The organism is Nocardioides sp. CCNWLW216 (genome assembly GCF_037120545.1).
Taxonomy (GTDB): Bacteria; Actinomycetota; Actinomycetes; order Propionibacteriales; family Nocardioidaceae; genus Nocardioides; species Nocardioides lianchengensis.
The window spans coordinates 661583-674364 of record NZ_JBBBBJ010000001.1 but is presented as its reverse complement, the minus strand read 5'-3'; the positions used below and the strand labels follow the sequence as shown (position 1 = coordinate 674364).

Annotated in this window: 14 protein-coding genes; 5 read left to right on the top strand and 9 right to left on the bottom strand. The window is 72.9% G+C overall.

What is annotated here, in order from left to right; translation table 11 throughout:
- Positions 1-82: 82 nt before the first annotated feature.
- From V7S47_RS03145 to V7S47_RS03135, 3 genes are all read right to left on the bottom strand, one after another.
- Positions 83-1582 (bottom strand): LCP family protein, encoded by a 1500-nt coding sequence (locus tag V7S47_RS03145; protein WP_336560214.1) that lies wholly within the window; start codon positions 1580-1582, stop codon positions 83-85.
- Between the two features lie 96 nt (positions 1583-1678).
- Positions 1679-2260: a GNAT family N-acetyltransferase gene (locus V7S47_RS03140; protein WP_336560213.1), complete on the bottom strand. Its 582-nt coding sequence runs from the start codon at positions 2258-2260 to the stop codon at positions 1679-1681.
- 5 nt (positions 2261-2265) lie between these two features.
- The gene (locus tag V7S47_RS03135; RefSeq protein ID WP_090850307.1) at positions 2266-2775 is read right to left on the bottom strand and encodes an acyl-CoA thioesterase; all 510 of its coding nucleotides are present in this window, start codon (positions 2773-2775) and stop codon (positions 2266-2268) included.
- Positions 2776-2798: 23 nt separating this feature from the next.
- On the opposite strand from V7S47_RS03135, the gene V7S47_RS03130 reads away from it, so the two are divergent.
- Together V7S47_RS03130 and V7S47_RS03125 are read left to right on the top strand one after the other, a co-directional pair.
- Positions 2799-4031, top strand: a complete 1233-nt coding sequence (locus tag V7S47_RS03130; RefSeq protein ID WP_336560212.1) for an LCP family protein — start codon at positions 2799-2801, stop codon at positions 4029-4031.
- Complete coding sequence (locus V7S47_RS03125; protein ID WP_336560211.1) at positions 4028-4897, top strand: crotonase/enoyl-CoA hydratase family protein; 870 nt, start codon at positions 4028-4030, stop codon at positions 4895-4897. The genes V7S47_RS03130 and V7S47_RS03125 overlap by 4 nt, the downstream gene beginning before the upstream one ends.
- 71 nt (positions 4898-4968) lie before the next feature.
- On the opposite strand, the gene V7S47_RS03120 is transcribed toward V7S47_RS03125, so the two are convergent.
- Complete coding sequence (locus V7S47_RS03120) at positions 4969-5763, bottom strand: sigma-70 family RNA polymerase sigma factor (protein WP_336560210.1); 795 nt, start codon at positions 5761-5763, stop codon at positions 4969-4971.
- 115 nt (positions 5764-5878) lie between these two features.
- Positions 5879-6205 carry a plasmid stabilization protein gene (locus tag V7S47_RS03115; RefSeq protein ID WP_336560209.1) on the bottom strand — a complete coding sequence of 109 codons (327 nt, stop codon included), beginning with the start codon at positions 6203-6205 and terminating at the stop codon, positions 5879-5881.
- 49 nt (positions 6206-6254) lie between these two features.
- On the opposite strand from V7S47_RS03115, the gene V7S47_RS03110 reads away from it, so the two are divergent.
- Positions 6255-6935 (top strand): HAD family hydrolase, encoded by a 681-nt coding sequence (locus V7S47_RS03110; protein WP_336560208.1) that lies wholly within the window; start codon positions 6255-6257, stop codon positions 6933-6935.
- Positions 6936-6946: 11 nt separating this feature from the next.
- Here V7S47_RS03110 and V7S47_RS03105 read toward each other — a convergent pair whose 3' ends face one another.
- Positions 6947-7501, bottom strand: a complete 555-nt coding sequence (locus tag V7S47_RS03105; RefSeq protein ID WP_336560207.1) for a Dps family protein — start codon at positions 7499-7501, stop codon at positions 6947-6949.
- Positions 7502-7551: 50 nt separating this feature from the next.
- Between V7S47_RS03105 and V7S47_RS03100 the strand changes: the two genes are divergently transcribed.
- Positions 7552-8508, top strand: a complete 957-nt coding sequence (locus V7S47_RS03100; protein ID WP_336560206.1) for a TIGR03557 family F420-dependent LLM class oxidoreductase — start codon at positions 7552-7554, stop codon at positions 8506-8508.
- Between the two features lie 87 nt (positions 8509-8595).
- Here the strand turns inward: V7S47_RS03100 and V7S47_RS03095 are convergent, their stop codons facing one another.
- Genes V7S47_RS03095 through V7S47_RS03085 form a run of 3 tightly spaced genes read right to left on the bottom strand, consistent with a single transcriptional unit; the run spans position 8596 to position 11642 of the window.
- On the bottom strand, positions 8596-9351 hold the full coding sequence (locus V7S47_RS03095) for a dienelactone hydrolase family protein (protein WP_336560205.1): 756 nt from the start codon (positions 9349-9351) through the stop codon (positions 8596-8598).
- 28 nt (positions 9352-9379) lie between these two features.
- Positions 9380-10972, bottom strand: a complete 1593-nt coding sequence (locus V7S47_RS03090; protein ID WP_336560204.1) for a GAF domain-containing protein — start codon at positions 10970-10972, stop codon at positions 9380-9382.
- Between the two features lie 22 nt (positions 10973-10994).
- A complete protein-coding gene (locus V7S47_RS03085; protein WP_336560203.1) occupies positions 10995-11642 on the bottom strand; it encodes a response regulator transcription factor in 648 nt (215 codons plus the stop codon).
- Positions 11643-11749: 107 nt separating this feature from the next.
- On the opposite strand from V7S47_RS03085, the gene V7S47_RS03080 reads away from it, so the two are divergent.
- Positions 11750-12664, top strand: coding sequence for a hypothetical protein (locus V7S47_RS03080; protein WP_336560202.1), 915 nt, complete (start codon positions 11750-11752; stop codon positions 12662-12664).
- Positions 12665-12782 lie beyond the last annotated feature (118 nt).

The window sequence follows — 12782 nt, the reverse complement described above, 5'->3', positions numbered from 1 at the left end:
CGACCCCCGACCTCGATCGAGGCCGCCTCTCGGCAAAACGGGTTTCGAGGCTCGCTTCGCTCGCACCTCAACCACCGGCGGGTCAGCAGGCGGAGGCGAGGTCCTCGGCCTGGTTGGCGGCGTAGCCCTGCTTCAGGGACCCGACCGAGCCGCCGGTGACGGTGGTCGGGGCGTCGGCGCTCTTCGCCGGGGCGTCAGCCTTCGCGGTCTCGGTCGGCTTCTTCTTCGGGGCGTCGCCCTCGGAGCGGTCGATCGCCTGGCGCACCTTGGCCCGGATCTTCTTGATCTCCGGGTGGGCGGTGTTGACCAGGGGCGGGACCAGCGACAGCGTGGCCATCTTCTGACTCTTGGCCTTCAGCGCCAGCGAGGCGAAGGTGTCGATCTCGGAGGCCGGCAGGTCGGTCGAGATCATCGCCGAGGAGGCCTTCGCGATCTTCTCGAAGTTGCGTACGGCGACCTGCGGGCTGACCTGCCCGAGCATCGCGTTCATCACGCACTTCTGGCGCGCCATCCGCGAGTAGTCGTCGGAGCCCTCGCGGGCCCGGGCGTACCAGAGCGTCTCGTGGCCGTTCAGCTTGCGGTTGCCGGGCTCGATGTAGCCGGTGACGTCGCTGCCGAGGCCGCCGACCGGGATCGGCGAGCGGACGTTGAGCTTCACGCCGCCGACGGCGTCGACCAGGTCCTTGAAGCCACGCAGGTTGACCATCGCCCAGTAGCTGATGTCCAGCCCGGTGATGCCCTCGATGGCCATGATCGTCGCGTCGACGCCCGGGTTGTCGGAGTCCGGGAAGAGCTCGGTGTTGTCGCCGGCCCAGGTGGAGACGCCGTTGAGGTAGCAGCCGTCGCAGTCGAAGCCGTCGGGGAACTGCTCGTGCATGACGCTCCCCTTCTTGAACGGGAAGTTCGCCATGTTGCGCGGCAGGCCGATCAGCACGGTCTTGCCGGTCTCGGCGTCGATCGAGGCGACGGTCATCGAGTCGGGGCGCAGGCCCCAGCGGTCGTCGCCGGAGTCGCCGCCGAGCAGCAGCACGTTGTAGCGGCCGTGGCTGGCGTCGCTCGCGGCGCCGTCGCTGAAGGTGGCCAGGATGAAGTCGCGCTGGACCGCGACCACGTGGGCGCCGAAGAGCATCACGCCGGCGACGGTGAAGCACAGCAGGCCGTTGACGCCGACCACGGCGCGGCGGTGGCCGAGGCCGAGGGTCAGCGGCTGGCCGATCCGCCAGGCGTCGACGAAGAGGTAGGCCCACCCCACGGCGCCGACCATCAGGCCGAGGCGCAGCAGGAGCAGCAGGCTCGGCTTGGTCGCCAGCGAGACCGCGCTGGTGGGGTGGATCAGCAGCGCCACCGCGGTGATCAGCCCGGTCACCAGGAGGGCCAGCCAGATGCCGATGGCGATCCGACCGACCTTCCGGTTGCCCGCCGCGAGCTGGGCCGAGCCGGGAGCGACGAGGGTCATCGCCATCAGGGACAGGGCGCGGCGGAACCGCACGCGGGCGGCGCGCTCGGCGACCGAGACACGCGCCGGACCGCGCGCGGGCCCGTCGTGGTCCGACCCGGGGGAAGAAGCGGGTGGGGTAGGCATCGAGATGCCTCTCTGTGCTGCGTACTGCTGGTGAGTACTGAAGGGGAAGGTCAGTGCTGCCCCGTCAGTATCACCAGCCACACCGGTCACATCGCGTCACGACGCGCCGGGCGGCTCGCAATGACGCGAGATCGCGTCCATCAGGTCGGTGTCGGGCTCGCGGTCGACGTACACCAGGCGGATCGCGTCGCGGTCCGGGTTGCCGACGTCGTGACCGCGCCAGACCAGCCTCAGCCCGAGGCGCTCCGCCGTACGACGGGAGGCCACGTTGTGCTCGAGGAGGTAGGCCAGCACCGCCCGCTCCGGGCCGATGTCGTGGGCGGCCTCGATCGCCGCCTGCGCCATCTCGGTGGCGTAGCCGCGCCGGTGCACCGACGCGCCGAAGCGGTAGTAGAGGTTCCACCACGGCGACCCGTCGGGTACGGCGCAGCCGCCCCGGCCCACCACATGGCCGCCGTCGGCGTCGCGCACCGACCAGTAGCCCAGGCCGTTCGTCGCCCACTGCCGGTCGCCGTTGACGACCATCTGCTCCGACATCAGCCGGTCCGCGTGCCGCCCCGCCGGGAAGTGCTCCCAGGACTGGGGGTCCGCGTGGATCTCGTGCAGGTCGGGGACGTCCGCCACCGTCGCCACGTCGAGCCAGAGCCGTTCGGTCCGCACGTGCCGCCAGTTCGTCACGCGGCTCAGGTACCCGCTCGCCCGGACTCGATCTCCTGGCGCTTGGCCAGCCGGTGGGCGCGACGGATCTCGGCCTCGCGCATCCGTCGTACCTCGTCGGGGGTCTCGGGGAGCAGCGGCGGGACGTCGCGCGCCCGCCCGTCGGCGTCGATGGCCACGAACACGAAGTACGCCGACGCGACGTGCAGCAGCGCCGTCGACGGGTCGTTCCACGGCTGGGCCTCGACCCGGACGCCCACCTCCATCGACGAGCGACCGGCCCAGTTGACCTGGGCGAAGGTGTGCACGATGTCGCCGACGTGGACCGGGGCCAGGAAGGCCATCTCGTCGAGCGCCGCGGTGACCGCCGGTCCCCCGCTGTGCCGCTGCGCGACGGCGCCCGCGGTGGAGTCGGCCAGCTTCACGATCTCGCCGCCGTGGATGTTGCCGAGGAGGTTCGCCTCGCGCCCGGAGGTGATCACCGCGAGCGACACGCGGGCGAAGGAGGGTGGCCTGCCGTACGGCTCCGAGCTCATGACCGCACGGTAGCGTCAGCGCCATGGCAGACCGTCCCCGGAACGACGGCTCCGGGGACGAGACCCCGGAGTTCGGCTGGCTCTACGGCCAGGGCTCGTCCGGCAGCACCCCCGACCCGACTCGTCCCGTCCCGCGCCAGTCGCGCGACGCCCGGCCCGACGAGACCCGTGTGATGCGGGTCCAGCCGGGGGGACCGGCGGGCTCCGAGCCGCCCCCGCCGACGACGCCGCGCCCGACCCCCGGTCCGACCCCGCCCCCGCGCGAGGGTGGCGGCGGCCGTGGCCTGCGCCGGCCGCGGTTCCGGCTCCGCTACGTCTTCCTGCTCTTCCTCGCCTGGGTGGTCTTCCTGGTCGCCGTGCCGATCTACGCCTGGACCAGCGTCGACAAGATCGAGTGGGAGCCGCGCGGCGGCAGCCGACCCGACGACCAGCCGGGGACGACGTACCTGCTCGTCGGCAGCGACTCGCGCGGCGACCTCACCGAGGAGGAGCGCAAGGAGCTCGGCACCGGCGGCGCCGAGGGCCAGCGCACCGACACGATCATGCTGCTGCACACCGGCTCCGGCCCCAACCTGCTGATGTCGATCCCCCGCGACTCCATCGTCGACATCCCCGGCCGCGGCACCTCCAAGATCAACGCCGCCTACGCGTACGGCGGGCCGCGGCTGCTGACCCGCACCATCGAGGCGACCACCGGCATCCGCGTCGACCACTACGTCGAGATCGGCATGGGCGGCCTCGCCGGTGTCGTCGACGCCGTCGGCGGCATCGAGATCTGTCCCGAGCGGCGGATGAAGGACAAGCTGGCCAACCTGGACATCAAGAAGGGCTGCCAGGAGGCCGACGGCGTCACCGCGCTGGGCTACGCCCGCTCGCGCCACAGCGACCCGCAGTACGGCGACATCACCCGGGTCAAGCACCAGCGCGAGGTGGTCTCGGCGGTCGGCAAGAAGGTGCTCTCGCCGTGGACCTTCGTCAACCCCGTCCGCTACTGGCAGCTCAACAACGCCGTCCCCGGCTTCTTCGGCTTCGGCGAGGGCACCGGTCCGGTCCGCGCCGGCATGTGGGCCCTGGCCATGACCCGGGTCAACGGCGACAAGGGGCTGACCTGCACGGTCCCGATCGCCGACCTCGCCGTGCACTGGGACGAGGAGCGCTCGGAGCAGATGTTCGCGGCCATGCGCGAGGACGAGGTGGGCGACATGGACAAGGGTCTGTGCACCCCGACCGGCCTGCCCAAGTCGGTGACCGGATGACGTCGTACGAGACCCTGTCCTTCGCGGTCGACGACGACGGCGTCGCCACCCTCACGCTCGACCGGCCCGACAGCCTCAATGCCTTCGACCTGACGATGGCCCGCGAGCTGGAGCAGGTGTTCCTGACCGACGCCCGCTCCGACGACGTGCGCGCGGTCGTGGTCACCGGCGCCGGCCGGGCCTTCTGCGCGGGGATGGACCTGTCGGCCGAGGGCAACGTCTTCGGGCTCGACGAGTCGCTGCGACCCACCCCCGAGGAGTTCCGGGCGTCCTACGACGCGGCGCCGTACGATGAGGGCGTGCGCGACACCGGCGGCAAGGTGACGCTGGCGATCCACGCGCTACCGAAGCCGGTGATCGCCGCGATCAACGGTCCGGCGGTCGGGATCGGCGCCACCATGACCCTGGCCATGGACCTCCGGCTGGCCTCGACCAAGGCCCGGATCGGGTTCGTGTTCGGGCGGCTCGGCATCGTGCCCGAGGCCTGCTCGTCGTGGTTCCTGCCGCGCATCGTCGGCATCCAGCAGGCCCTGGAGTGGGTCTACTCCGCCGAGATCCTCACCGCCGAGCAGGCGCACGCCGGCCGGCTGGTCCGCTCCCTCCACGAGCCCGACGACCTGCTCCCCGCAGCCCTCGACCTGGCCCGCTCGTTCGTCGTCGGCCGCTCCCCCGTCGCCCTCGGCCTGGCCAAGCAGCTGCTCTACCGCAACGGCGCCGCCGGCCACCCGCTCGAGGCGCACCTGTCCGACTCGCTGGCGATGTACTACACCTCGATCGGCGACGGGAAGGAGGGCGTGGCCGCGTTCCTGGAGAAGCGGCCCGCGTCCTTCACCGGCCGCGCCGCCGACCTCCCCCGGATCCACTGACCCACCCCCGCTGACCCGTCACTCGCTGACCGACACACCGCAAGAAGCGGTCATTGAGTGACGGGTCGGCGTCAGGCGACGGCGAGGCGCTCGCGGAGGCGGGAGAGGATGCCGGCGATCAGGCGGGAGACCTGCTCCTGGCTGATCCCGACCTCGGCGCCGATCTCGGCCTGGGTGCGGTTGTCGAAGTAGCGCATCTCGATGATGGTGCGCTCGCGCTCGGAGAGGTCGCGGATCAGCGGCTGCAGCGCGAGCCGGGCCTCGGCGGAGGCGAAGGCGGGGTCGAGCTCGCCGAGCAGGTCGGCGGGGCCGCGGCCCTCGTCGTCGTACGGGTGCGGGGCGTCTAGCGAGACCGGGGCGAAGCAGCCGGTGGCGTGGAGCGAGTCGAGGACCAGCACCAGCGGTACGTCGAGGTGCACGGCGATCTCGGACGGGCGGGGCGTGCGACCCAGGCGCTGGGAGAGCACGGCCTCGGCCCCGGCGATCCGCTCCTGGGTCTCCTGCACCGGGCGGGGCGGCCGGACCGTCCAGCCGGCGTCGCGGAAGTAGCGGCGGATCTCGCCACGCAGCGTGGGGACCGCGAAGCTCAGGAAGTCGTCGCCGCGGGTCGGGTCGAAGGCGCGCACGGCCTTGACCATCCCGAGGCAGGCGACCTGGTCGATGTCGTCGGCGGCGATGCCACGCCCGTGGTAGCGCCGCGCGACGTCGGCGGCGACCCCGAGGTTGAGGCGGACGACGTCGTTCTCGTAGCGGGCGCGGTCCTCGCCGCTCGTGGCGTGGGCCCGGGACAGGAGCCGGGCGGTCTCGGCCCGACGACGGGCGTCGGAGAGCCCCACCGCCTCCCGGGCGTACCGGTCCGAGCCCACGACGACACACCTTCCCCCGTTGATGCGCCCCGTGATCGGTCCTGAGAACGGACCTCGCGCGAGAATCGTCCCACGGTCCGCGACCGGTCGACAACCAGGTGGGCCCGCCCCGGGATCAGCGCCCGACGGCCCGCTCCAGCTCGGCCTTGGTCATCGAGGAGCGGCCCTTGACGTTCTTCTTGCGGGCCTCGGCGTACAGCTGCTCCTTGGTGCGTCCGCCCGCGCCGCGGTGCGACCGGAGCCCGCCCCGACGCGAGGACGAGAGGTCCTCGGTGGAGGTGCGGCTGCTCTCCTTCGCCTCCCCGGCGCGCGCCCGTTCCTTGTTCACCGTGCGGGCGGCGATCTCCTCCGCCTGCTCCTCGCTGCGCCCCTGGTCCTCGAGGCCCTCCTTGATGTGGTCGTACTGACGCTCGCGCTTCTTGCTCCAGCCCTGCTGCGGCATGGGTCCGCTCCTCTCTCGTACGACGGCCGGTACCCGGGTAACGGACGGCATGAGCACCCCCTTCGAGACCGCGGTCGTCGACATCGACGGCACCCTCCTGGACTCCAACTACCACCACACGCTGGCCTGGTCGCGGGCCTTCGCCCACGTCGGGCGCAGCGTCGCGCTGTGGCGGATCCACCGACACCTCGGGATGGGCGGCGACAAGCTCGTGGGCGCGGTGGCCGGCGACGAGGCCGAGGCCCAGGTCGGCGACCAGGTGCGCGACCGCTGGGAGGAGGAGTACGACGCGATCATCGAGGAGACGCGGCTGTTCGGCGGGGCGCGGGGCCTGCTCGACGCGCTGCGCGGCGCCGGCCTGAAGGTGGTGCTGGCCAGCTCGAGCATCCCCCGGCACGCGGACCACGCGCTGGAGCTGCTGGACGCCCGGTCCCGCACCGACGCCTGGACGACGGCCGACGACGCGTCGGAGACGAAGCCGCACCCGGAGCTGCTCGACGTCGCGCTCGAACGGGTCGGCGGCGGCCGGGCGGTGATGATCGGCGACTCGGTCTGGGACGTGGCCGCGGCGAACGAGCGGGCCGTCCCGACCCTGGCGCTGCGCAGCGGCGGCTTCGGGGCGGCCGAGCTGCTGGAGGCCGGTGCCGCCGCGACGTACGACGACCCGCGCGACCTGGCCGAGCACCTGCACGAGGCGCTCGACCAGGCCGCGCGGGCCGATCGGGACTGAGAGGCGGGAGGTCAGCCGGCGGCGCGGGCCGCCTCGGCCTCGGTGGTGGCACCCGTGGTCGAGAGGTTGCCGCCCTTGTCCTCCAGGTGCGCCCGGATGAACCAGTGGAAGAGCTCCAGCTGCTCGGTCTGGGCGATGAACATGTCCTGGGTGACCAGGTCGAGCTCGTCGAGCTCCTTGATGCCGTCGCGGTAGTCGGAGATCACGCCCTGGTAGACCAGGTCGAGGGCACCGAGGTGCTCCTGGGTGGTGGCGCGCCCGAGGCTGTACTCCTCCCAGGTGCGCGCCTCGACCAGCTTGCCCGGCGTCCCGACCGGCGAGCCGCCGAGGGTGGCGATCCGCTCGGCGAGGTCGTCGGCGAACCCGCGTACGGCGTCGACCTGCGGGTCGAGCATCTCGTGGACGGAGATGAAGTGGGGGCCGACGACGTTCCAGTGCACGTGCTTGAGCGTGAGGTGGAGGTCGTTGGAGGCGTTGAGCCGGCTCTGGAGCAGGGTCACGACGCGCTCGGCGTCGGTGTCGCTCATGCCGGGAACCGTGTACTTCAGCTTGCTCGGAGTCGTCATGTCGATCCGGTAACCGGCACTCCTTGGGGAGAAACGGGTACCCGGGCGCCATGCGCATCGGCTACTTCCTGTCCTGCGAGGAGTACTCGCCCGCCCAGCTCGTCGAGCAGGCCGTCGCGGCCGAGCGGGCCAATTTCGAGGCCCTCTGGATCAGCGACCACTACCACCCGTGGAACGACGAACAGGGACAAAGTCCGTTCGTGTGGACGGTGATCGGGGCGCTCGCCCAGGCCACCGACCTGCCGGTCACCACGGCCGTCACCTGTCCCACCGTCCGGATCCACCCGGCGGTCGTCGCCCAAGCGGCGGCGACCGCGGCGGTCATGCTCGACGGCCGATTCATCCTCGGCGTCGGGACCGGCGAGGCGCTCAACGAGCACGTCCTCGGCGGACCGTGGCCCTCCGCCGACGTACGGCTGGAGATGCTGGAGGAAGCGGTCGGGCTGATGCGGCGGCTGTGGACCGGGGAGGTGGTCACGAGCCAGGGCAAGCACTACGCGGTGGACACGGCACGGATCTACACCCGGCCGGCCGAGCCGCCTCCGATCTACGTCTCCGCCTTCGGTCCGAAGGCGTTGGAGGTCGCGGCCCGGATCGGCGACGGCTTCATCACCACCCAGCCCGACGCGGACGCCGTCGCCGCGTTCAAGGAGCGCTCGGGCGGCAAGCCCGCGCAAGGCGGGGTGAAGGTCGCCTGGGGCGCGACCAGGGAGGCGGGCGTCGACCACGCCCACCGCCTGTGGGCCAACGCCGGCCTGCCCGGCGAGCTCGCTCAGGTCCTGCCGTCGCCGCAGCACTTCGAGCAGGCCTCGCAGCTCGTCACCCGCGAAGCCACCGCGGAGAGCGTCGTGGCGGGCCCTGAGATCGACGCCCACGTGTCCGCGCTGCGGGAGTATGCCGACGCCGGGTTCGACGAGGTCTACGTCGCCAACATGGGTCCGGAGTACATCGCCATGATCGAGGCCTACGGCCGGCACGTCCTGCCCGCGCTCCGCGGACAGGACTGATCCCGAGACGATGAGGGGCCGGGACCGCCGAAGTGGGGGGTATTGGGCGGTCCCGACCCGAGTCGTTCGTACCCCGGCCCGTATCGGCTATGCGCCGGTCTGGACCACCTGTCCGAGGGTGCGGTCCAGCAGGTCGCGGAGCTCGGTGAAGTGCCGCTCCGCACCGGCCTCGTCGTACGACGAGGTGTCGGCCATCGTGAAGCCGTGCGGAGCGCCGGGGTAGATCGCCTCGGCGTGCACGAGCCCGGCCTCGTCGAGCGCGGCCGCCAGGGCGGTGACCTGCTCCGGCGGCATCGAGGCGTCCTGGTCGGCATGGCCGAAGACGAGCTCGGCCCGGGCGCCGACCGCCGAGAGATGAGGGCTGTCCGGGGCGTCGGTCACGAGGCGGCCGCCGTGGAAGCCGCCGACCGCGCGGACGACGTCGGGGCGCAGGCCGGCGGCACGCAGGGCCAGGCGGGCGCCCATGCAGTAGCCGCTCACGCCGATCGGCGCGGTCGCGTGCCGGAGCAGGGCGTCGACGTACGCCTCGGTGTCGGGGTTCGAGAGGTCCGGGGTCAGCCGGCCGACCCGGTCCATCACGCCGCCGGCGAAGAAGGCCTCCCGCGCCCCGGCGTCTCGCAGGTCGCCGGCCGGGGCCAGCTCGGCCGCCGACCCCTCGCGGTAGAAGACGTGCGGGGCGAGGACGACGTACCCCCACGACGCGATGCGGTCGGCCATCGCCTCGATCTGCGGGCGCAGCCCGATCGCGTCGACGAAGAGCAGTACGCCGGGCCCGGCACTCGGCTCGGTGAGGTAGGCCTCGGCCGTGCCGTCGGTGGTGGTGATCTCGATGCGCTGACCCATGCCGCCGACAGTAGTCAGCCGGTCGTCGTCAGCCCGTCGGGACCGCCCAGACCACGGCGGTGCCGGAGCCGAGGGCGGACTCGATCCGGCAGGTGCCGCCGAGCCGCTCGGCCCGGTCGCGCATGTTCCGCAGCCCGCTCTCGGCGACCTCGCCGGCCATCCCGACGCCGTCGTCGCGGACGACCAGCTCGATCTCGTCGCCGACCGTGAGGCTGACGCTGACCGTGGCGGGACCGGCGTGCCGGACGGCGTTCGAGAGCGCCTCCCCCAGCACGGCCAGCAGGTGCGGGGCGACGCGCGGGGTGATCCGGGTGCGGACCGGCCCGCGGAAGGTCAGCGTCGGGCGCTGCTCGAGGTTGGCGGCGGCCCGGTCGACGATCCGGGTCATCTCGGACTGCAGGTCGGTCGACTCGTCGGCGGAGCTGAGCGCGAAGATCGAGCGGCGGATGTCGCGGATCGTGGCGTCCAGGTCGTCGACGGCGGTGTCGAGCTTGGCGGCCACCTCCGGCTGGTCCACCCGGCGCCCGGCGCCCTGCAGGCCCAGCCCGATCGCGAAGAGTCGCTGGATGACCAGGTCGTGCAGGTCGCGGCCGATCCGGTCGCGGTCCTCCAGGACGGCCAGCTTCTGCTGGTCCTCCCGGTGCCGGGCGACCTGCAGCGCCAGCGCGGCCTGCTCGGCGAAGGCCGCCGGGAGCGCCGCGTCGACCGCGTGGAAGGCGTCGACGTTCGTCGGCTCCCAGGCGATGGCCAGCACGCCCTCGATCCCCGCCGCGTTGCGCAGGGGTACGACGACCGCCGGGCCGAGCCGGTCCGCCTCGAGGGCGGGCAGGGAGGTGGGGACGCCCGTCCGGGCGACCTCCGCGGCGAGGGCGTCCTGGCGCGCCAGCACCTCCAGCAGCGCCGCGTCGACACGGTGGCCGGACACCGCCTCGAGCGCCATCTCCGTGTCCGCGTCGCCGGCGAGGATCCAGGCGACGTCGGCCGCCGCGACCTCGCGGGCCCGGTCGGCGACCGCCTGCAGCGCGTCGGACCCGAGGGTGGTCCCGGACAGCAGCCGGGTGATCTCGGCCGTGGCCGAGAGCCAGCGCTCGCGCCGGGCCGCCTCCTCGTAGAGGCGGGCGTTCTCGATCGCCACGCCCGCGGCGGCCGCGAGCGCGACCACGATGTCCTCGTCGGCCTGGGTGAAGTCGCCGCCGCCGGCCTTCTCGGTGAGGTAGAGGTTGCCGAAGACCTGGTCGCGGATCCGCACCGGCACCCCCAGGAACGAGCTCATCGGCGGATGTCCCGGCGGGAAGCCGTAGGACGCCGGGTGCTCGGCGATGTCGTGCAGCCGCAGCGGCTCGGGGCGGTCGATGATCAGCCCGAGCAGGCCGTGGCCGGTCGGCAGGTCGCCGATCCGCAGGACCGCGTCGTCGCCCATGCCGTGGTGGACAAAGGTGCGCAGCCGCTTCCCGGGCCCGGCACCGAGGACCCCCAGCGCGGCGTACCGGGCGCCGACGAGCTCGCTGCCGACGCGGACGATCCGGGCCAGCACCCCGTCGAGCGACAGGTCGGCCCCGATGCCGACGACGGCTTCGAGCAGGAGCTTCCACCGGGCGGTGTCGGGCACCGGCTCGGTCACCGTTCCCCGCTCGTCGGTCGGGTCACTGGTCGAGGTGCTTGGTCGCGAAGATCGCGGCCTGGGTGCGACTCTCCAGGCCGAGCTTGGCCAGCAGCGAGGAGACGTAGTTCTTGATGGTCTTCTCGGCGAGGAACATCGCCTCGGCGATCTGGCGGTTGGTCCGCCCCTGACCGATCTGCTCCAGGATCTTCAGCTCCTGGGCGGTCAGCTGGTCGAGCGCCGGGTCGGTCTTCGGCCCCTCGCGGAGCCGGTCGAGGACCTGCTGGGTGACGGCCGGGTCGAGCATTGACTGGCCGGCGGCGACCCGTCGTACGGTGTCGACGAAGTCGGTGCCGCGCACCTGCTTGAGCACGTAGCCCGCGGCGCCGGCCATGATCGCGGAGAACAACGCGTCGTCGTCGTCGTACGACGTGAGGATCAGCGCCTTGATCTCGGGGTCGCGCGAGCGGATCTCGCGGCAGACGTCGATGCCGGACCCGTCGGGCAGCCGCCCGTCGAGGATCGCCACGTGCGGCCGCAGCGCGGGGATCCGCCGGGCGGCCTCCTCGGCCAGCCCGGACTCGCCCACGACGACGATGTCGCCCTCGCCCTCGAGGAGCTCGCGGATGCCGCGGCGGACCAGCTCGTGGTCGTCGAGGAGGAAGACCTTGATGGGCTCGCTCGTCGTCATGCCCCGAACCTACCGAGCCGGACCCGGGAGGTCGACGGCCCCCTGACCCGGTCACGGGGGACCTTGGTCCCTGGTCCGGCGGTCCCCGCTGCCGCACCGTTGAGCCCATGCCGTCCTCCCGCCCCTCCGCTGCGCGTGTGGTGGAGCTCGCCTGCCGGGCTCCCAGCGTGCACAACACCCAACCCTGGGCCTGGCGGATCGAGGAGCGGACTGACGCCGACCGGGTCGAGCTGTGGGCCGACCGCTCACGACAGCTGGAGGTGGCCGACCCGAGCGGACGGAACCTGGTGCTGAGCTGCGGGGCCGCGCTGCACCACGCACGGGTGGCCGCCACGTCGCTGGGCTACGACCCGATCGTCACCCGCCACCCCGACCCCGACCGGCCCGACCTGCTGGCGACGCTCGACCTGGTCCGCTCCGACCGCGAGCCGACCGTCAGCGGCGAGCTGCACGTCCTGCTCGCCCGTCGTACCGACCGGCGACGCTTCACGTCCTGGCCGGTCGAGGAGGAGCACCTGCAGGCCCTCACCCGCGGCGTCGGCGGCCACGGCGTCCAGGCCGTCCCGCTCACCGGCGTCGCCGAACGGGTGCGCAGCGGCGTGCTCGTCGACCGGGCCACCGCGCTGCAGGAGACCGACGAGCGGTACGCCGCCGAGGAGCGCCGCTGGAGCGAGCGCCCGCGGTCCCACGCGCTGGCCGCCTCCGACGCCGTGGTCGCGGTCTGCACCGTCGACGACGGTCCGGCGGCCTGGCTCGCCGCCGGCGAGGCGCTGAGCGAGCTGTGGCTGCGCGCCGCCCACGACGGACTCTCGGTCGTGCCGCTCAGCCGGGTGGTCGAGGTCGAGGAGACCCGGCGGGTCCTGCACCACGACGTCCTCGGCGGGCTGGTCGTCCCTCAGCTGCTGCTGCGGCTGGGCTGGCAGGAGATCAGCCGCAGCGACCTCCCCGCGACCCCGCGCCGGCCGCTCGCCGAGGTGCTGCTCGGCGGGACTCCGGCCGAGACGACTCCCCTGCCGGGCTGAGGCCGACTCCCGGCGCACCGGGTCTCGATACGCCGCCTCGTTCCTCGGCGGCTACTCGACCAGCGAGACCCACCGCCCACCCGACCACCCGTCGCCGGTCGAGTAGCGAGCGCCACCG

Excerpts from the sequence above, each read along its gene's own strand:
- V7S47_RS03085 (WP_336560203.1), bottom strand. The coding sequence starts at position 11,642 with ATGACGACGAGCGAGCCCATCAAGGTCTTCCTCCTCGACGACCACGAG.
- V7S47_RS03105 (WP_336560207.1), bottom strand. The coding sequence starts at position 7,501 with ATGACGACTCCGAGCAAGCTGAAGTACACGGTTCCCGGCATGAGCGAC.
- V7S47_RS03080 (WP_336560202.1), top strand. The coding sequence starts at position 11,750 with ATGCCGTCCTCCCGCCCCTCCGCTGCGCGTGTGGTGGAGCTCGCCTGC.
- V7S47_RS03135 (WP_090850307.1), bottom strand. The coding sequence starts at position 2,775 with ATGAGCTCGGAGCCGTACGGCAGGCCACCCTCCTTCGCCCGCGTGTCG.
- V7S47_RS03110 (WP_336560208.1), top strand. The coding sequence starts at position 6,255 with ATGAGCACCCCCTTCGAGACCGCGGTCGTCGACATCGACGGCACCCTC.
- V7S47_RS03125 (WP_336560211.1), top strand. The coding sequence starts at position 4,028 with ATGACGTCGTACGAGACCCTGTCCTTCGCGGTCGACGACGACGGCGTC.
- V7S47_RS03100 (WP_336560206.1), top strand. The coding sequence starts at position 7,552 with ATGCGCATCGGCTACTTCCTGTCCTGCGAGGAGTACTCGCCCGCCCAG.
- V7S47_RS03115 (WP_336560209.1), bottom strand. The coding sequence starts at position 6,205 with ATGCCGCAGCAGGGCTGGAGCAAGAAGCGCGAGCGTCAGTACGACCAC.
- V7S47_RS03130 (WP_336560212.1), top strand. The coding sequence starts at position 2,799 with ATGGCAGACCGTCCCCGGAACGACGGCTCCGGGGACGAGACCCCGGAG.
- V7S47_RS03145 (WP_336560214.1), bottom strand. The coding sequence starts at position 1,582 with ATGCCTACCCCACCCGCTTCTTCCCCCGGGTCGGACCACGACGGGCCC.
- V7S47_RS03095 (WP_336560205.1), bottom strand. The coding sequence starts at position 9,351 with ATGGGTCAGCGCATCGAGATCACCACCACCGACGGCACGGCCGAGGCC.